The following is a 17,863-nucleotide window of genomic DNA, read 5'->3' as shown; positions in this document are numbered from 1 at the left end:
GGCTGCCTATGCTGCAGTGGCGTCCTCGCTGCGTACTTGCGTACTGCAGTGGCGACGTCCTCTCAATCAACTGCGAGATAGCCGATGAAGACCTGGAAGAAGCCTGTCGTTCGTGAAGTCAATTGTGGCGCCGAGATCAACTGCTACGTCTCCGGCGAATTCTGAGCTCAACTGCCGCCCTTCCTCCCGATGCATAACCGGCTGCTGCCGGCAGATTCAGGTAACAGTTCTCCATGCGCATCATCGTTCTGGGATCGGCGGCCGGCGGTGGGCACCCGCAGTGGAATTGCCACACACCCGCAAGTCAGCGCGCGTGGCAACAAGCAGACGGTGCCCAACGTCGTACCCAGGCCAGCATCGCCGTCAGTGCCGATGGCCACCGCTGGGTCCTGATCAACGCCTCTCCCGATTTTCGCCAACAGGTGCTCGCGACACCAGCGCTTTGGCCGCAGCACGGCCTGCGGCATTCGCCGATCGAAGCGGTGCTGCTCACCAGCGGCGAAATCGACCACATCGCCGGTTTGCTGTCGATGCGCGAAAGCCAGCCCTTCTCGCTGCATGCCAGCAGCCGCGTGCTGGACCTGCTCGCGCAGAACCCCATTTTCGACGCGGTCAATCCGCAGCACGTGCAGCGCCAGCCGTTCGCGCTCGACACGCCCCTCTCCTTGTTGGGCCTGCAACTGACGCCCTTCTCCGTGCCCGGCAAGGTGCCGTTGTTCATGGAATCGCGCAGTGGCGGCGACCTGGCCGGTTCCAACGAAGAAACCCTTGGCCTCACCATCGACGACGGCCGGCACCGCGTGCACTACATTCCGGGCTGCGCGGCGATGACCGACGCCCTGCGCACGCGCCTGCGTGGCGCCGAGCTGGTGTTCTTCGACGGAACGCTGTGGCGCGACGACGAAATGGTGCAGCTCGGCGTCAGCCAGAAGACCGGCCAGCGCATGGGCCATATGAGCATCGACGGCCCGGACGGCACCATCGCCGCGTTTGCACCGCTGGAGGTAGCGCGCAAGGTGTTCATCCATATCAACACCACCAATCCAGTGCTCGATAGCCACTCGCCGGAATACGCCAGCGCGCGTGCCAGCGGCTGGGAGGTCGCGCACGACGGCCTGGAGATCACCCTGTGACCGCCCTGCTCACTCCCGACCAGCTGGAAGCGGACCTGCGCGCCATCGGCGCGCGTCTGTATCACGACCAGCATCCCTTCCACGCGCTGTTGCACGACGGCAAGCTCGATCGCGGACAGGTGCAGGCATGGGCCCTGAACCGCTTCGAATACCAGCGTTGCATCCCGTTGAAGGACGCCGCGATCCTGGCCCGCATGGAAGACCCGGCGCTGCGGCGGATCTGGCGCCAGCGCATCCTCGACCACGATGGCAATAGCGCCACCGATGGCGGCATCGCGCGTTGGCTGCATCTGACCGATGCGCTGGGGCTCGACCGTGGCCTGGTCGAATCCGGGCGCGCGCTACTGCCCGGCACGCGCTTCGCGGTACAGGCGTATCTGCACTTCGTCCGCGAAAAAAGCCTGCTCGAGGCGATCGCCTCCTCGCTGACCGAACTGTTCGCACCCAACATCATCGGCCGACGCGTGGCCGGCATGCTCAAGCACTACGACTTCGTTTCGCCCGAAGCGCTGGCCTATTTCGAGCATCGCCTGACCGAAGCGCCACGCGATTCGGACTTCGCGCTGGATTACGTCAAACAGCACGCCGATACCGTGGAGCGGCAGGAGTTGGTCAAAGCCGCGCTGCACTTCAAATGCTCGGTGCTGTGGGCGCAGCTGGATGCATTGCATGTGGCCTATGTCAGCCCGCGCATCGTGTGGCCGGATGGCTTCGTGCCGGACCGCGACGCCGGCCGGGTAGCGGCGTGAGCGCCATCACCCGCGACAGCCAGCCCGCCCTGCGCGCAGGCGTGCGCCTGCAGCACGATCGCGCACGCAGCCAATGGGTGCTGCTGGCGCCCGAGCGGGTGGTCGAGCTGGACGAGATCGCATTGGTGGTGGCGCAACGCTACGACGGCACGCGTTCGCTGGCGCAGATCGCGCTGGAACTGGCGGCGGAATTCGATGCCGATGCGGCCGATATCGAAGTGGATGTGATCGAGCTCACCAACACCCTGCATCAGAAGCGCCTGCTGCGGGTATGAGCATCGCGCCGCCGCCCCTGTCGGTGTTGCTGGAGCTGACCCATCGCTGCCCGTTGGCGTGCCCGTACTGCTCCAACCCGATCGCGCTGGCCGCACTGCGCGAGGAAATGGACACTGCCGGCTGGCGCTCGCTGCTGCAGCAGGCTGCCGACATGGGCGTGCTGCAGGCGCATTTTTCCGGTGGCGAGCCGATGCTTCGCAAGGATCTGCCCGAGCTGGTGGCACATGCACGCGCGCTCGGGCTGTACAGCAACCTGATCACCTCCGGCGTGGCCGGCGGCGAACCGATGCTGGATCAATTGCAGGCCGCCGGGCTGGAGCATGTGCAGCTGAGCGTGCAGGACGTCGACCCGGCCGGCGCCGACCGCATCGCCGGCTATCGCAACAGCCTGTCGAAAAAGCGCGAATTCGCTGCCGCCGTGCGCGCGCGCGGCCTGCCGCTGACGCTCAATGCAGTGCTGCATCGGCATAACGCCGAGCGCGTGCCCGGCATGATCGCGCTGGCGCTGGAATGGCAGGCCGAGCGCATCGAAGTGGCGCACACCCAGTATTACGGCTGGGGCCTGCGCAATCGCGCCGCGCTGATGCCCAGTCGCGCGCAGCTGATGGCCACCATCGACGCGGTGGAGACCGCGCGGCGCGACCTTGGCGACCGCCTGGCGATCGACTTCGTCACCCCCGACTATTACGCACGCCAGCCCAAACCGTGCATGGGCGGCTGGGGCCAGCGCTTCGTCAATATTTCCCCGCGCGGCGACGTGCTGCCCTGCCATGCGGCCGAAACCATCGACGGCATGCGCTTTGACAATCTGCGCGAGCGTTCGCTGGCCGACATCTGGAACAACGGCGAGGCGTTCGTGCGCTTTCGCGGAACTGCGTGGATGCCGGAGGTCTGCCAGGGCTGCCCCAAGCGCGAGATCGACTGGGGCGGCTGCCGCTGCCAGGCTCTGGCGCTCAGCGGCGATGCCGCCACGCTGGACCCGGTCTGCGAACGTTCGCCGGCACATGCCCAGGTGCGCGCCACCGCCGAACGCGAAGCCGCAGCGCCGGCACCGGACTTCATCTATCGCCGTCCAGGCCGCCCCGAGCGCGCAGCCTCTGCCGCCGCAGACGCGCTGCGCATCGACAGCGAATAGCCATCTGCGGCGGGCGCCGGCTAGCGTCTACACTAGTTGCCTCTTCTGATCGGATGGCTTCCATGTCGCTTGCGCGCCGCATTCCCCTGCTGGTCTGCCTGATCCTCGCCTTGAGCGCCACCCCAGCCCTTGCGCAGCGCGCAGTGCACGGCGACCTGCAGTCGCAGATGAGCGCCGAGCAGTTCAAGGCCGCCGGCCTGGACAAGCTCGACGCCAACGAACTGGCCGCGCTCAACGATTGGCTGCAGGGCAAGGTCGCCAAGGAAGCGGCCGTGGTGGTCGAACAGGCCAAGGAAGCCGGCCGCCAGGAAGTCATCGTCAAGAACCGGGGTTTCTTCGATTTCGGCAGCAACGAGCCGATCGAAAGCACCATCGTCGGCGAGTTCAAGGGCTTTTCGAAGGGGCGCGTCTATACCCTGGCCAATGGCCAGGAATGGGAGCAGACCGACAGCGCCAGCTTGGCAGGCGTGCGCAAGAATGCGCCCAAGGTCAAGATCAAACCCGGCCTGGTCGGCGTGTGGTATCTGCAGATCGAAGGGTACAACTCGCCGGCCAAGGTCCGCCGGATCAAGTAAGCGCAGCGATCGACACTGTCTGTCGCCACCGCGCGGGCGCAGCCGACGCCCAACACCGCACACGTGAGTGAGCCGACAAGATCGATCCAACCCGGCCGGACCATTGACACCGTTGTCACCAACTTCGACACAAGCTCTACCCGCTGACCGCTTCGGCCGATCAGACGACCACAAAGGACCGCCCGTGGCTGCGACGTCGTACTCTGCTCTTGCTTCCACCTCGCCCACCGCTCCGATCGCCGCCAGTTTCATTGCGGCCGACGTGGGAGGCACGCATGTGCGGGTCGGCCACGTGACGCGAACGGGCGACGCGGCGATCGCGCTGTCGCACTACCGCACATATCGGTGCGCAGAACACACCAGCCTGGATGCCATTCTTCTCGACTTCCTGCAGCAGGTGCGCGGCGTCGATGCAGTGGTGATCGCCAGCGCCGGGGTCGCGCTGGACGATGGCAGCTTCATCAGCAACAACCTGCCGTGGACGATCTCGCCCAGCCATCTTCGCACCGCGCTGGACATGCCCAGGGTGCACCTGGTCAACGATTTCGAAGCGGTGGCCTATGCCGCACCGCAGATGGACCAGCGCGCGGCCCTGCAACTGAGCGGACCGACGCCGCGGCATGCACGCAGCGCTGGCCCGATCCTGGTGGTCGGCCCCGGTACCGGGCTAGGTGCTGCGGTATGGATCGACGCAAAACCTCGCCCGGTCGTACTTGCCACCGAAGCCGGCCAGATGGCACTGGCCAGCACCCACGACAGCGAACTGCAGCTGCTGCAAATCCTGCTGCGCAAGCAGCCTTATCTGTCGCTTGAGCATGTGCTCTCCGGCCCCGGGCTGCTGAGTCTCTACGGTGCCATCTGCACGCTGCATGGCACCACGCCACGCCATCGACTGCCTGCCGGGATCACCCATGCAGCGCTATACGAAGACGATGCGCTGGCGCGCGATTGCCTGCAGACCTTCTGCGCCGTGCTGGGGAGTGCGGTGGGCGACATGGCGCTGGCCTACGGTGCGACCGGCGGTATCTATCTGGCGGGGGGCATCCTGGCAACCATCGGGCCCTTCCTGCATGAGAGCGCCTTTCGCGAACGCTTTCTGGCCAAGGGGCGGATGCGCGCAGTCCTGGAACGCATTCCGGTCAAGTTGGTCGAGCACGGGCAACTGGGCGTACTCGGCGCAGCCAACTGGTATCTGCAACACCACGCCGAGGTGGCGTAAGCGCACCATTACGCGCTCACCGCGCGCTCACTGCGAGCGCGCGCAAGACCAGCACACTGCGCACACGCCAGCTCTCCGTCCATCGGTGTGGGTGATGCGGAGAGGCACCATGAGCTACCGCACCACCCTGCTGTGCAGCGCGATCGCGTTGTCGCCGGCATTGGCTGCGCAAGGCCAAGACGCCGGTGCCCGACCGGCGACCGATCTTGATGCGTCGCAAGGGGTCGGCATCGCTGCCGGCCTGGAAATCGCTCGACTCCCGAGGCACCGGCACCGGTCTTGCCGAAGCGATCACCGCCGATGACATCGGCAAGTTTGCCAGTCCCAACGTCGCCGAAGCGCTGTCGCAGATTCCCGGCGTCAGAGCGGCCAACGGATGTCGTGCGCATGGATCAGTGCGCCAAGGAGGACGGCAAGCCATCATCCTTGGCATATCCAGCGCCACTCACGTACGCAACGCAGCCGCCCGCTGCGACAACTTCTTCGCCGACACACCCGACTTTGCGCCCAGCTCCTGCGCAAACACCGATACGCGCAATTCCTCCAGATCCCAGCGTAGCGACTGCCACTCATCGCGTTGCTGCAAACCACGCGCCGCCGCCTCGTCCAACGCATCTACGAACGGCTTGAGTTCGAGCATGCGCGCCTGGTCGCGGGCCGGATCGCGTTTGGCGCGCTCGGTCCGCAGGATCATCGCCTTGAGATAGCGCGGGTAATTAGCCAGCGCCTCGGCCGGTGTGTCGCGCAGGAAACCGGCATGCACCAGCGCACGCAGCTGCTGCTCCATATCGTCCAGATTACCGCGCGCCCAGCCCATCAACGGTGCTTCCAGCAAGGGCTTGAGCTCGGCCACGGCGCCGAGAATGCTTTCGGCCAGTTTCAGTCGCTCCATCGCCTCGCCGAACAGGCGCTTGATCGCCTCGTCGCGGCGCTGCGCAAAGCCGCCAGGGTCACGAATCGCGCCCAGGCCATCGGCCAGTACCGCGTTGAGCGCGGCATCGACCAGATCGCCACGCAGGCGCTCCTGCGATTCGATCGCCGCGTACAGCAGACCGGTCTTGGGCGACACCGGCAGCTGCTTGCGCGCCTGTTTGATCTTGTCGGCCAGCGCGATTTCCAGCAGCCGGCGCACGCCGCGTGGGTGCGCCTGCGCCGCTTCTTTGCGATCGGCAAAGATGCGCAGCGCTGCGTCGTCGCCTTGATCCACCAACGCCGGATACGCCGGCACACCGGCTTCGCCGGCGACCTGTTCGGGAATCGGCGTGGACGGAAAATCGCGCAAGCCCTCGGCCGCCAGGGCACGGCCTGCGCGCGCGGCAAAGGCCTGGCCCGCACGCTCGCCAAAGCGTGCGCGCAATCCGTCCAGATCGCGCGACTCGGCCAATACCTTGCCGTCGTCGTCGCGCAGGCGCAGGTTCATCAGCAGATGCGTGTCCAGCGACTCTTCGTCGAAATCCAGCGCCGCCACCTGCGTGCCGGTGGCCTTGGTCAGAAAGCGCGCCAGCTCGCCCCGGATATCGTCGGCCGAGGCGATGCTGTAGGCCTCGTAGAACGCGCGTCCGAAATCCGGCGCCGGCACATAGTTGCGCCGTTGCGCCTTGGGCAGGCTGCGGATCAACGCCGATGCCTTGTCGGCAACGAAGCCCGGCGCCAGCCATGACAGCCGCGCCGGATCCAGCGCATTGAGCAGGTGCAGCGGCACATCCAGCGTCACGCCATCATCGATGGCGCCCGGCTCGAAGCGGTAATGCAGCGGCAGCCGCGCATCGCCCAGCGGGAAGTACTTCGGAAACCGATCGGCCTCGCTGCCTTCGCCCGGCAACAGATCGTTCAACGTCCAGTGCAGGCTGCGGCGCTTGTCCGGCGGCAAGGTCTTCCACCAGGCATCCAGCCCGCTGGCCGAATGCAGTTCGGCCGGAATGCGATCCAGATACCAGCGCGCCTGCCAGTCTTCGTCTGCAACGATGCCCGCGCGACGCAGCTTGGCTTCTTCTTCGCGCGCCTGTTCCAGCACCTTGAGGTTGTCGGCGATAAACGCCGCACGCGTAGTGATCTCGCCCGTCACCAGGCCCTGGCGCACGAACAAGTCATGCGCGGCGGGCGGGTCGATCTTGCCGAAATGCACCGGCTTCTTCGGCGCCAGCACCAGCCCGAACAGGCTGATCTGCTCGGAGGCGACCACCTGCCCCTGCGCACGCGACCAGTGCGGGTCGAAATGCTTGCGCGCCAGCAGATGCCCCAACTCGGCGATCGCCCAATCCGGCTCGATCGCGGCATTGGTCATGCCCCAGACTTTTTGCGTATCCAGCAGCGTGGCAGCCAGCATCCACGGCGGCGGCTTGCGCGCCAAGGCCGAGCCGGGGAACGGCACGAACCGGCGTTGGCGCGCGGCGAGAAAGTCGCCTTTTTCGGTGCGATGGCCGATCTGCGTGGGCAGGCCGGCCAACAGCGCGCGATGCAAGGCCTGATACGCCGCCGCGCGTTCGCGCTCGCTGGTGCGCGCCGACGCCTCGGCAGCTTCGGCCTGCTTGCTGACAGCGGCAGACGTGTGCTGTTGTGCAGGTGACGCGTTCGGATCCGGCTTGCCTTCGCGCGCCAGCCGCGCAGCGCGATGCAACTGCCCGCGCGTCGGCCGGTTGGCGTTGTGGCCGTCCTCGCGCGCAGGCGCGCTGGCACCGGCCAGCAATGGCGCCAGCATCGCAGCGGCCGGCTCCTCGCTCCAACCCAGTTCTTCGCACAACAGGCGCAGCTGCCGATGCAGCTCACGCCATTCGCGCATGCGCAAAAACCCGAGGAAATGCCGGTTGCACCAGTCGCGCAACTTGGACTGGGTGAGATCTTCGTGCACCTGTCGGTACGCCTCCCACAGGCGCAGGATGCCGACGAATTCCGAGCGTGCATCGGCAAACAGCGCATGCGCGTTGTCGGCTGCTTCACGTGCTTCGGGCGGGCGCTCGCGCGGATCCTGGATGCCCAGGAACGAAGCGATGATGATCATCTCGCGCAGGCAGCCGTGCTGCTGCGCCGCCACCAGCATGCGCGCCAGTTTGACGTCCACCGGCAGGCGCGCCATCTGGCGGCCGATGGCGGTGAGACGGCGCTCGCCATCGATCGCGCCGAGCTCCAGCAGCTGCTGCCAACCATCTGCCACCGCGCGTTCGTCCGGCGCTTCCAGAAACGGGAAATCCTCGATCCGCCCCAGCCCCAGTTGCAGCATGCGCAGGATCACGCCCGACAGCGACGCGCGGCGGATTTCCGGGTCGGTAAACGCCGGGCGCGCGGCAAAATCCGCTTCGGCATACAGGCGGTAGCAGATGCCTTCGGCGATACGCCCGCAACGGCCCATGCGCTGGTTGGCGCTGGCCTGCGAGACCGGTTCGATATGCAGGCGATCCAGCTTCTGCCGCGGGCTGTAGCGCTTGATACGCGCAAAGCCTGGATCCACCACATAGCGGATGCGCGGCACCGTCAGCGAGGTTTCGGCCACATTGGTGGCCAACACCAGGCGCCGACGCGGGCCCGGATTGAACACCCGGTCCTGGTCGGCCGCCGACAGCCGCGCGTACAGCGGCACCACTTCGGTTTCGCGGTACTTGCGTCGTTCCAGCGACTGGTGCGCATCGCGGATCTCGCGTTCGCCCGGCAGGAACAGCAGCACATCGCCGCGCGGGTCGATGCGGGTGATCTCGTCGATCGCTGCCACGATCGCATCGTTGACGGTGCGTTCGCCATCGCGCCCATTGTCTTGTGCGCTGTCGCCGCTGTCGCCCGCATCGCCTTCCAGCGGGCGGTAACGCACCTCCACCGGGAAGGTGCGGCCTTCCACATTGATCACCGGCGCATTGTCGAAATGCTGCGCGAAGCGCTCGGTGTCGATGGTGGCCGAGGTGACGATCAACTTGAGATCCGAGCGCTTCTGCAGCAGCTGCTTGAGATAGCCGAGCAGGAAATCGATATTGAGGCTGCGCTCGTGCGCCTCGTCCACGATGATGGTGTCGTAGGCCGACAACCAGCGGTCGCTGGCGATCTCGGCCAGCAGGATGCCGTCGGTCATGAACTTGATCCGCGACTGCTCGCTGACCCGGTCGGTAAAGCGCACCTGGAAGCCCACCGTGGTGCCCAACGGCGTCTTCAACTCCTCGGCCACACGCGCAGCCACCGCACGCGCCGCAATCCGGCGCGGCTGGGTGCAGCCGATCATGCCGGCCGCACCGCGCCCGGCCGCCAGACACAGCTTGGGCAGCTGCGTGGTCTTGCCCGACCCGGTTTCGCCGGCGATGACCACGACTTGATGGTCACGGATCAGCGCGATGATGCGCTCGGCCTCGCGCGCGATCGGCAGTTGCGTATCCAGCGTGATCGCCGGCTGCTGCTCGGCACGCGCCTGGCGCTGCGCCTGCGAGGTGGCCAGCGCCTGCTCGAACGCCTCGCGCACCTGCAGGTTGCCGGGCTTGCCCTGCCAGCGTGACCATAGACCCAGCAAACGACCACGGTCGCGGCTCATCGCGCCATCGACGGCGCGGCGGCGCTCACGCAAGGTGTTGGCAAGATCGGTATCGATAGCGCTCATTGATGGAAAAATGTGAAAGATTGAATGACAGATGATCCTTTAGCTTGTCTATTGTGACGCCATATCAGTTCCACCAGATATCTGTTTCCTCAGGAGAACCATCCCATGTCCAAGAAGAAGAACGCCAACAAGCCCGTCGTCGTCAACGACGCATTGCCGGTTGCCGCTGCATCCGCACCTCACATCGATATCGGGATCAAGGACAGCGATCGCAAGCGCATCTCCGACGGCCTGGCCCGCTACATGGCTGACGCCTTCACGTTGTACCTGAAGACCCACAACTTCCATTGGAACGTCACCGGGTCGATGTTCAACTCGCTGCACACCATGTTCGAAACCCAGTACACCGAGCAGTGGGCCGCGCTGGACGAAGTGGCCGAGCGCATCCGCGCCCTGGGCTACAACGCGCCGGGCTCCTACAGCGAGTTCGTCGCCCTGACCTCGATCCCGGAAGAACAGGGACTGAGCGACAGCGCCGACTGGCGTGAGATGGTGCGCCAACTGGTCAGCGGCAACGAAGCGGTCTGCCGCACCGCCCGCAAGGTGCTGGGCACCGCCGACGACGCCGGCGACGACCCGACCGTGGACCTGCTGACCCAGCGCCTGCAGACCCATGAAAAGTACGCCTGGATGCTGCGCTCGCTCTTGCAGTAAGGCGCTGTGCGCTACTGGGCGATGGATTGCCCGACCAGTCAGTTGTCAGGTGCAAGGTAGCAAGTCTCTCCCGCCTGCGGGAGAGCGCAACTGTCTTGATCGCCCGGCGGTGATGGCTGCCCCCATCCGCTTGGGCACCTTCCCCCGCAAGCGGGAGAAGGCAGGCAATCGAGCATCGCGGTGGGCAGGCAGTCGGCGGGCAGGCAGTCAATCGCTGCGATGGGGAGCCCCTCTCCCGCCTGCGAGAGAGGGTGCCCGAAGGGCGGGTGAGGGTACGCCAACGCAGCCCTGATCGTGACAACCGCATCGGCTGCCTGGCATCTCCCGCGCCGCACGACCTGCGTCCAGCGCATCCGCCAGGCGGTGTTCGCCACGTCGACCACATCGCGGCGTTCCCCGATACCGCATTGCGCAACACCGTCGGCATGACACCGGCCAGGGCTTGACCTGCGCGGTATCCTAGAGCGATGTCTTCTCCCGCTCACGAACTGCTCAGCCGCGTCTTCGGTTACGACGATTTCCGTGGTCCTCAACAGGCCATCGTCGAACACGTCGCCGCTGGAAACGACGCACTGGTGCTGATGCCTACCGGTGGCGGCAAGTCGCTGTGTTACCAGGTGCCGGCACTGCTGCGCGATGGCATCGGCATTGTCATCTCGCCGCTGATCGCGTTGATGCAAGACCAGGTGGAAGCCTTGCGCCAGCTCGGTGTGCGCGCCGAATTCCTCAACTCCACACTGGACGCCGAAAACGCACAGCGGGTCGAGCGCGCCCTGCTGTCCGGCGATCTGGACCTGCTCTATGTCGCGCCGGAACGGCTGCTGACGCCGCGCTTCCTGTCGTTGCTGGAACGCAGCCGCATCGCGCTGTTCGCCATCGACGAGGCGCATTGCGTGTCGCAATGGGGCCACGACTTCCGCCCCGAATACCGCCAGCTCACCGTGCTGCACGAGCGCTGGCCGCATATCCCGCGCATGGCGCTGACCGCCACCGCCGATCCGCCGACCCAGCGCGAGATCGCCGAGCGGCTGGACCTGGTCGACGCGCGCCATTTCGTCAGTTCCTTCGACCGCCCCAACATCCGCTACACCGTGGTGCAGAAGGACAACGCGCGCAAGCAGCTGCAGGAATTCCTGGGCCGACATCGCGGCTCGGCCGGCATCGTCTATGCGATGTCGCGGCGCAAGGTCGAAGAAACCGCGCAGCATCTTTGCTCACAAGGCTTCAATGCCCTGCCCTACCACGCCGGCCTGCCAGCCGAGGTGCGCGCGCAGAACCAGCGCCGTTTCCTGCGCGAGGACGGCATCATCATGGCCGCCACGATCGCCTTCGGCATGGGCATCGACAAGCCGGACGTACGCTTCGTCGCGCATGTGGACCTGCCCAAATCGCTGGAAGGCTACTACCAGGAAACCGGCCGCGCCGGCCGCGATGGCGACCCCGCCGAAGCCTGGCTCTGCTACGGCCTGGGCGACGTGGTGCTGCTCAAGCAGATGATCGAACAGGGCGAGGCGGCCGAAGAGCGCAAGCGTCTGGAGCGCGCCAAGCTCGATCACCTGCTCGGCTACTGCGAATCCATGCAATGCCGCCGCCAGGTGCTGCTGGCCGGCTTCGGCGAGACGTATCCCAAGCCCTGCGGCAACTGCGACAATTGCCTGACGCCGGCCGCCGCCTGGGACGCCACCGTGGCCTCGCAGAAGGCGCTCAGTTGTGTGTACCGCAGCGGGCAGCGCTTCGGTGTCGGCCACCTGCTCGACATCCTGCGCGGCAGCGAGAACGAGCGCATCAAGCAGCTTGGCCACGACCAGCTGAGCACCTACGGCATCGGCCGCGACCTGGACGAGCGTACCTGGCGCGGGGTGTTCCGCCAGCTGGTGGCCGCCAGCCTGCTGGAGGTCGACAGCGAAGGCCACGGCGGCCTGCGCCTCACCGACGCCAGCCGCCAGGTGCTCAAGGGCGAGCGCCAGGTGATGATGCGGCGCGAGAACCCGGCAGCCGGACGCGAGCGCGGCGCGCAACGTACCGGCCTCCCGGTGCAGCCGCAGGATCTGGTGCTGTTCAACGCCTTGCGCGGCCTGCGCGCGGAACTGGCCAAGGAACAGAACGTGCCGGCCTTCGTGATCTTCCACGACAGCACGCTGCGCAACATCGCCGAACAACGGCCCACCAGCATCGATGCGCTATCGCGCGTGGGCGGCATTGGCGGCGGCAAGCTGGCCCGCTATGGCGCGCAGCTGATCGAGATCGTGCGCGAGCAGGGCTGATGCAACAGCGCGTGGTATCGCAGTGGCGGCGCTGGCACAAACAATCCGCACAATCGACAGCGCGCATTCAATCAGCCGTTGCTAGTTTCACAAGGCGATCTGGCACGCGCTGTCAGTCCCTCTTAGTAGAGTCCAACCGATGAAACGCAGCCTGCTTCTTCTGGCAACTCTGTTCGCTGCCGGCAGCGCACTCGCCCAGGCCGGCGATGGCCGTGCCGAGCCCGGCACGGCACGCGCGCTGGACCTGAGCATTCCGCAGGCGCCGATGCAGTACCGCTCGGACCCTGAATACAGCACCGACCCGCCGGGCACCTTCTATGGCGACAAGACCGGCCCCAAGCCCGCCTTGAGCGTACCCAGTGCCGCCTCGATCGCTGCCGAACGTGCGGAGCAGTGCCAGGGCAAGCTGCATGGTGCCGTAGAGACCGGCATCGGCTACTCCAACCGCGGCGGCAACAGCAATTGGCAGGCGGTCAATCTGAACTCCTGCAAGACCTACTACGACGACGACGGCAAAGCCCATCAGATCGGCGTCAGCATCAGCGTCGGGCGTGGCGAAGGCCCGGTCTTCGGAACTCGCTACGGGCCTGGCGGTTACGGCCCCGGCCCGTTCGGCTGGTAACCATACAGCCCCGTCTGCATTGACAGAGGGTTCACTGCCGCATCGCTGAAAATGAGGCCTGCCTCACGAGACATGCGCATGCCACAGAACAAGGAACGGCCGATTGTATTCGTCGTCGAAGACGGCGACGGTACACGCCAACTCAGTTGCCTTGTGCTGGAGAGCTATGGTTTCACCTGCCGCAGTGCCGGCTCGGTTGAAGAAGCCTTGCGCTTGATCGAAAGCGACCCGCGCGTCGATGTACTGTTTTCCGACATCCATTTCCCTGGCGGTCTGACCGGCGTGGACCTGGCCGTCAAGACCGCGCACGCGCCGTACAACCTGCCGGTGTTGCTGACCTCGGGCCTGGCGGTCGAATACGTGGAAGAGATCCTGCCCGATGGTGTGGCGTTTCTGGAAAAGCCTTACACGCCCGAGCAATTGCTGACCGCGATTCGCAGCGTGATGGCAAAGCACCGGGTGCTGTCGACTCCGGTTGCGTGATGCTGGTGATGGCGCCTTGATGCAGGTCGTGGTGATGGATATCGGCGTCTTCGCTATGGCCGAGGCATGTCGTTTCAACGCCATGTAGACACCGATCACGCGCGCGTTGGTCTGAATTGCATCGGCGCAGCGCTAGAACCTCTTGTCCCATGTCCGGTTGTAACGGGCGCGCATCGCTGTGCATGGACGCACGCCGCCTGCACTGCAACCCCTCGATCGCAGCGAGCTGGCACCACAAGCATCGCCTCGCGTTTGAAGCTCGCATCAGTCGACGCTGCGAGGATCTGCGTGCAAGGCATTAGCGATGACCTCGCGTGCGTCATCAGCAGCTGTGTCGCAACGACACCCCCACGCGCATCGCTGATGCATTCGGTAGTCCGCATACCTGCTATTTCACGCGATCAAGCAGATCGCTCGCTAGGCTAGTTCGAATGCAGCTTTTCGCTGCACAAGAATTCAGGAGATTTCCATGGGCGACAATTCGTTTCTGTCACCGGCGTTCGTCATCTTGGTCGTTGCGATCATCGGCGTGGTTTTCTGGCTGGTAACCCGGGCCAAGAAAAAGCGCAACAAGAAGTAAGGATCAAGCGCCGCAACGACGGTGTGCGCATGCACATCCTCGCCAGGTTGCAATCCACTGGCGAACGGACCGCGTTGGTGAGCTCATCTCGGGTCACGCATCGCCGCTGTGTGCGCCTGCACATACAGAGCAGACAGGCATCAAGTGCGGTTGCGGCAGCTGCGCCAGGCACTACAGCAGTGCCGAGCGTTCTTCCTCATTTGCTTGCAGCGGCCTGCGCGCGCGCCACGGCAATCAGAAGCGCTCACCTGCCGGCAGATAGCGCCATTGCCCAATGGCGAGCTTGCCAAGCGACACGCGACCAACCCGCAGACGTCGGATGTTGACCGCCTCCAGCCCGACCTCGCTGCACATGTGGCGCAATTGGCCGGGGTGCACATGCTTGATCGCGAACCGTAACCGCTCTTCGTTCTGCCAACTGACCTTGCACGGCGACAGGCTGCGTCCTTGGTAGACCAGCCCGTGCGCAAGGCGCGCCATTCCATACGGACGCAACTCGCCACGCACTTCGACCAGAAATTCCTGCTCGATCGCGCTGGCATCGGCGCTGAGCCTGCGCAACACGCGACCATCCTGGCTCAGCACCAGCAACCCACTGGCTTCGTCTTCCACCGGTAACGGTGTAGCCAAGCGCAGGAAGTGCCGCTTCAGCACACGCGTGCCGGACTGGTCCAGGTCGCTGCGGGCAGCCGGTGTCGCCAGTCCCAAGGCAGCTTCCGCAGTCATCCCTGCCGGCTTGTGCAACAGCAGGGTGGCGGGCTCGGCCGGCTCGAGCACTGCATCCGGGGCCAGTGTCACCTGCGCTGCAGTCGCCAACGCTTGCGGCTCTTCGACCACCACACCGTCCACACTGACCCAGCCGCCCTCGATGTACTGCTGGGCCTCGCCGCGCGAGCAGCCGAACAGCGCGGCAACGCATTTATCGAGACGGATCGGATCGGACATCGGGGCGGCTCTGCATCGGGCCCGGCAGTGTACGGGCGATAGCGCACAATGTGCTTCTGCGCCGCCTATCGACGTGGGAAAATCGGCGTTCACCCAGGAGACCCCACATGTTCATCAAGTTCGGCACGACCCGGATCCGCCTCGCCCACATCTGCGTCGTCAACGATCCGTTCAACGCCGGGGAAAACTTCGGCTCGTACTGCCACTCGGTCCGGGTGGGAATGCTCTCGGGCGAAGAAGTCATCGCGCGCTTCAACAGCGAAGCAGCCGCCGAACAGCTGCACGCCGAGGTCCTCGCTGCGTTGGAAAGCTGACCCCGAACCGGTCTGCGGGTGCGCCTGCGCAAGCCTGGGTGCTGAGCACCAGGGCGCTCGCAATGGCGCACGCCGACAGCGCAGTGCGATGCCGCGTTACGCAGGCTCTATCGCCTCGGCCAACGACGGCGCGCGCAGGCTGCGCCGTCTCATTCAGGCGTGAGCGACGCCGATGCGATCCCACGCAGAGGCTCCAAGATGCGCGCTGGTGCGTGCGGCGGAACTGTAGCAACCTGAACCGCACTCGGCATCACGGCAGATTCCTTGAATGAATCACAAAATATTCGCGTGAATTGGGTTCTTAATAGCGCAACCACTGATACGCAATTTTTTCATACGTCATAACGCGCAGTGGTTTGCCACGGTCCGTCCGTGCCGTTGGACCATCGCCACATCAGCTGGAAGAACGCGTTGCCGGGGAATCGGCGCGGACTGCCCAGACCCGGAACAGAAGACACCCGTAGCACCCTAGGTCCCTGCATTCGCCATCGCGACTGCGGGGAATCGCTGTGTCTGCGTCCAGCCGTCTTGCCTCCCGCCGGACGTGCCGTGCCGGTCGAACACTTCCCATCAACGCGACACGGTCGCTCCGGACGCATCTGCCACGCAGATGTAGCGGTGGCCGCTACCAGTCAGGACGCAGACCATGAATCCAAGAATGAAACTATTGCCGTTGATGCTGCTCGCCGTCAGCCACGGAGTGCTCGCCCAGCAGTTGCCTGGAGCGGGCAGCCAGCTGCGCCAGCTGCCGACACCAACGCCTCCGCAGCAAACGTCGCCCCAGATCCGTATCGAGGACGGCACCGCTGCGGTCGCGACCGCAGCCGCCGATGCTCCCAGCGTCGTGATCGACCAGCTACGGGTCACCGGCGCTAGCGCGTATCTAGACGCCGAGCTGGTCGCCCTTACCGGTTTCACCGCAGGCACCCGGCTGACGCTGGCGCAGATGCAGGCCATGGCCGCGCGCGTCACCAAGCATTACCGCGACCATGGTTACTTCGTCGCACGCGCGTATCTTCCGCCGCAGGACGTCACCCTGCATACGCTGACCATCGCGGTCAGCGAAGGGGTGCTCGGACAAGTCGTCCTGCGCAACCACAGCGGCCTGGCCGACGACGTGGCCAACAGCCGCCTGGCCGGGCTGGAAAGCGGCGCTCCGCTCACCATCAAGCCGATCGAAAACCGCCTGCTGCTGCTATCGGACATCCCCGGCGTTGTCGCGCAGTCGACGATGGCACCAGGCCAGGCGCCGGGCAGTTCCGACCTGATCGTGGACATCGCCCCGGGCCGGCGTGTCACCGGCAGCGTCGATGCCGACAACGCCGGCAACCCGTACACCGGGGAGTACCGCGTCGGTGGCACGGTCAACCTCAACAATCCGCTGGGACGCGGCGACGTGGCCTCGTTGCGCGTGCTGACCTCCGGCTCGGGCCTGACCTACGGCCGCGCTGCGTACCAGATGCCGTTCGGCCGGGTCACCGCAGGCGTGGCGTACAGCAGGCTCGACTACGAGCTGGGCGAGCAATACAAGGGCCTCGGCGCGCACGGTACTGCCGACATCGCCAGCATCTTCGGTTCGGTTGCGCTGATCCGTTCGCGCGACACCAATCTCTACGCGGGCCTGATGTACGAACACCGGACCTTCGAGGATCGAATCGACCTGATCAACTCGGTGGTCGACAAGAAGGCGCAAGTCGCCACCGCCAGCCTGTACGGCAACCATTACGACAATGTCGGCGGCGGCGGCGCCAATACGTTCTACCTTGGTCTGTCCGTTGGCACCCTCGACATCCAGACGCCGGCAGCGCGCACGGCCGACGCGGCCACCGCACGTAGCCAGGGCGGTTACACCAAGCTGGCCTTCAACGCATCGCGCCTGCAGCGGGTCTCCGAGCTGGTTTCGCTGTATGCGGCGATCGGCGGACAGATCGCATCGCGCAACCTGGATCCCTACGAGAAGATCGTGCTGGGCGGAATCGACGGCGTGCGCGCCTATCCGCAGGGCGAAGGCTTCGGCGACGAAGGCCTGCTGCTCAACCTCGAAGCGCGCCTGCTGATGCCGGGGCTGAGCGAGCGCGTGCCCGGTCAGGTTCACCTGGTCGGCTTCATCGACGCCGGCCGGATCACCAGCAACCGGGATCCGTGGTTCGCCGGGTCCAACGACCGCACCCTGAGCGGTGCAGGCGTCGGCGCCATTTGGGAGATGCAGGGCAACTTCGCGGTCAGAACCTACTACGCACGCAAGCTGGGCGGCGAAGACGCGGTTTCCGCGCCGGACAAGTCCGGGCGCTTCTGGATCCAGGCCATCAAGTATTTCTGATCCTCGCCTTTTCGCCGCATTCGC

At 65.6% G+C, this 17,863-nt stretch carries 15 protein-coding genes and 1 pseudogene; 14 read left to right on the top strand and 2 right to left on the bottom strand.

Annotated features, from left to right (window positions below):
- Positions 1-84 precede the first annotated feature (84 nt).
- The 8 genes and pseudogenes from pqqA to GGR61_RS07475 all read left to right on the top strand — a co-directional run.
- Complete coding sequence (pqqA, locus tag GGR61_RS07510; protein ID WP_002812057.1) at positions 85-165, top strand: pyrroloquinoline quinone precursor peptide PqqA; 81 nt, start codon at positions 85-87, stop codon at positions 163-165.
- A 68-nt stretch (positions 166-233) separates the two neighbouring features.
- On the top strand, positions 234-1,133 hold the full coding sequence (pqqB, locus tag GGR61_RS07505) for a pyrroloquinoline quinone biosynthesis protein PqqB (protein ID WP_184407157.1): 900 nt from the start codon (positions 234-236) through the stop codon (positions 1,131-1,133).
- Positions 1,130-1,882 carry a pyrroloquinoline-quinone synthase PqqC gene (gene pqqC / locus GGR61_RS07500; protein ID WP_184620999.1) on the top strand — a complete coding sequence of 251 codons (753 nt, stop codon included), beginning with the start codon at positions 1,130-1,132 and terminating at the stop codon, positions 1,880-1,882. The genes pqqB and pqqC overlap by 4 nt, the downstream gene beginning before the upstream one ends.
- On the top strand, positions 1,879-2,157 hold the full coding sequence (pqqD, locus tag GGR61_RS07495) for a pyrroloquinoline quinone biosynthesis peptide chaperone PqqD (protein WP_184407159.1): 279 nt from the start codon (positions 1,879-1,881) through the stop codon (positions 2,155-2,157). The genes pqqC and pqqD overlap by 4 nt, the downstream gene beginning before the upstream one ends.
- Complete coding sequence (pqqE, locus tag GGR61_RS07490) at positions 2,154-3,293, top strand: pyrroloquinoline quinone biosynthesis protein PqqE (protein WP_184407160.1); 1,140 nt, start codon at positions 2,154-2,156, stop codon at positions 3,291-3,293. The genes pqqD and pqqE overlap by 4 nt, the downstream gene beginning before the upstream one ends.
- A gap of 62 nt (positions 3,294-3,355) precedes the next feature.
- Entirely contained in the window at positions 3,356-3,868 is a 513-nt protein-coding gene (locus tag GGR61_RS07485) for a hypothetical protein (protein ID WP_184620998.1), read from the top strand.
- Positions 3,869-4,052: 184 nt separating this feature from the next.
- A complete protein-coding gene (locus tag GGR61_RS07480) occupies positions 4,053-5,087 on the top strand; it encodes a glucokinase family protein (protein WP_184620997.1) in 1,035 nt (344 codons plus the stop codon).
- Between the two features lie 109 nt (positions 5,088-5,196).
- Positions 5,197-5,449 (top strand): annotated as a pseudogene (locus GGR61_RS07475) (hypothetical protein); the annotation flags it as partial.
- Between the two features lie 83 nt (positions 5,450-5,532).
- Here the strand turns inward: GGR61_RS07475 and hrpA are convergent.
- Positions 5,533-9,657 carry an ATP-dependent RNA helicase HrpA gene (gene hrpA / locus GGR61_RS07470; RefSeq protein ID WP_184620996.1) on the bottom strand — a complete coding sequence of 1,375 codons (4,125 nt, stop codon included), beginning with the start codon at positions 9,655-9,657 and terminating at the stop codon, positions 5,533-5,535.
- A 105-nt stretch (positions 9,658-9,762) separates the two neighbouring features.
- On the opposite strand from hrpA, the gene GGR61_RS07465 reads away from it, so the two are divergent.
- The 4 genes from GGR61_RS07465 to GGR61_RS07450 all read left to right on the top strand — a co-directional run bounded on the left by GGR61_RS07465 (position 9,763) and on the right by GGR61_RS07450 (position 13,680).
- Complete coding sequence (locus tag GGR61_RS07465; protein ID WP_184407165.1) at positions 9,763-10,311, top strand: Dps family protein; 549 nt, start codon at positions 9,763-9,765, stop codon at positions 10,309-10,311.
- Between the two features lie 467 nt (positions 10,312-10,778).
- A complete protein-coding gene (gene recQ / locus GGR61_RS07460) occupies positions 10,779-12,575 on the top strand; it encodes a DNA helicase RecQ (RefSeq protein ID WP_184620995.1) in 1,797 nt (598 codons plus the stop codon).
- 139 nt (positions 12,576-12,714) lie between these two features.
- Positions 12,715-13,197, top strand: coding sequence for a hypothetical protein (locus GGR61_RS07455; protein ID WP_184620994.1), 483 nt, complete (start codon positions 12,715-12,717; stop codon positions 13,195-13,197).
- Between the two features lie 78 nt (positions 13,198-13,275).
- Entirely contained in the window at positions 13,276-13,680 is a 405-nt protein-coding gene (locus GGR61_RS07450; protein WP_184407168.1) for a response regulator, read from the top strand.
- Between the two features lie 814 nt (positions 13,681-14,494).
- On the opposite strand, the gene GGR61_RS07445 is transcribed toward GGR61_RS07450, so the two are convergent.
- On the bottom strand, positions 14,495-15,205 hold the full coding sequence (locus GGR61_RS07445) for an rRNA pseudouridine synthase (RefSeq protein WP_184407169.1): 711 nt from the start codon (positions 15,203-15,205) through the stop codon (positions 14,495-14,497).
- A gap of 107 nt (positions 15,206-15,312) precedes the next feature.
- On the opposite strand from GGR61_RS07445, the gene GGR61_RS07440 reads away from it, so the two are divergent.
- Together GGR61_RS07440 and GGR61_RS07435 are read left to right on the top strand one after the other, a co-directional pair.
- Complete coding sequence (locus tag GGR61_RS07440; RefSeq protein ID WP_184407170.1) at positions 15,313-15,519, top strand: hypothetical protein; 207 nt, start codon at positions 15,313-15,315, stop codon at positions 15,517-15,519.
- 658 nt (positions 15,520-16,177) lie between these two features.
- Complete coding sequence (locus tag GGR61_RS07435; RefSeq protein ID WP_221237321.1) at positions 16,178-17,839, top strand: ShlB/FhaC/HecB family hemolysin secretion/activation protein; 1,662 nt, start codon at positions 16,178-16,180, stop codon at positions 17,837-17,839.
- The last annotated feature ends 24 nt before the right edge of the window (positions 17,840-17,863 follow it).

Origin of the sequence: Xanthomonas sp. 3058 (genome assembly GCF_014199765.1) — a bacterium.
GTDB lineage: Bacteria > Pseudomonadota > Gammaproteobacteria > Xanthomonadales > Xanthomonadaceae > Xanthomonas > Xanthomonas campestris_B.
This window is presented reverse-complemented; position numbering and strand designations above follow the sequence as displayed.

What these genes read in the sequence shown, in the direction of transcription:
- pqqA (WP_002812057.1), top strand. Translation starts at nt 85, where the DNA reads ATGAAGACCTGGAAGAAGCCTGTCGTTCGTGAAGTCAATTGTGGCGCC.
- pqqB (WP_184407157.1), top strand. Translation starts at nt 234, where the DNA reads ATGCGCATCATCGTTCTGGGATCGGCGGCCGGCGGTGGGCACCCGCAG.
- pqqE (WP_184407160.1), top strand. Translation starts at nt 2,154, where the DNA reads ATGAGCATCGCGCCGCCGCCCCTGTCGGTGTTGCTGGAGCTGACCCAT.
- GGR61_RS07485 (WP_184620998.1), top strand. Translation starts at nt 3,356, where the DNA reads ATGTCGCTTGCGCGCCGCATTCCCCTGCTGGTCTGCCTGATCCTCGCC.
- hrpA (WP_184620996.1), bottom strand. Translation starts at nt 9,657, where the DNA reads ATGAGCGCTATCGATACCGATCTTGCCAACACCTTGCGTGAGCGCCGC.
- GGR61_RS07465 (WP_184407165.1), top strand. Translation starts at nt 9,763, where the DNA reads ATGTCCAAGAAGAAGAACGCCAACAAGCCCGTCGTCGTCAACGACGCA.
- recQ (WP_184620995.1), top strand. Translation starts at nt 10,779, where the DNA reads ATGTCTTCTCCCGCTCACGAACTGCTCAGCCGCGTCTTCGGTTACGAC.
- GGR61_RS07455 (WP_184620994.1), top strand. Translation starts at nt 12,715, where the DNA reads ATGAAACGCAGCCTGCTTCTTCTGGCAACTCTGTTCGCTGCCGGCAGC.
- GGR61_RS07450 (WP_184407168.1), top strand. Translation starts at nt 13,276, where the DNA reads ATGCCACAGAACAAGGAACGGCCGATTGTATTCGTCGTCGAAGACGGC.
- GGR61_RS07445 (WP_184407169.1), bottom strand. Translation starts at nt 15,205, where the DNA reads ATGTCCGATCCGATCCGTCTCGATAAATGCGTTGCCGCGCTGTTCGGC.
- GGR61_RS07440 (WP_184407170.1), top strand. Translation starts at nt 15,313, where the DNA reads ATGTTCATCAAGTTCGGCACGACCCGGATCCGCCTCGCCCACATCTGC.
- GGR61_RS07435 (WP_221237321.1), top strand. Translation starts at nt 16,178, where the DNA reads ATGAAACTATTGCCGTTGATGCTGCTCGCCGTCAGCCACGGAGTGCTC.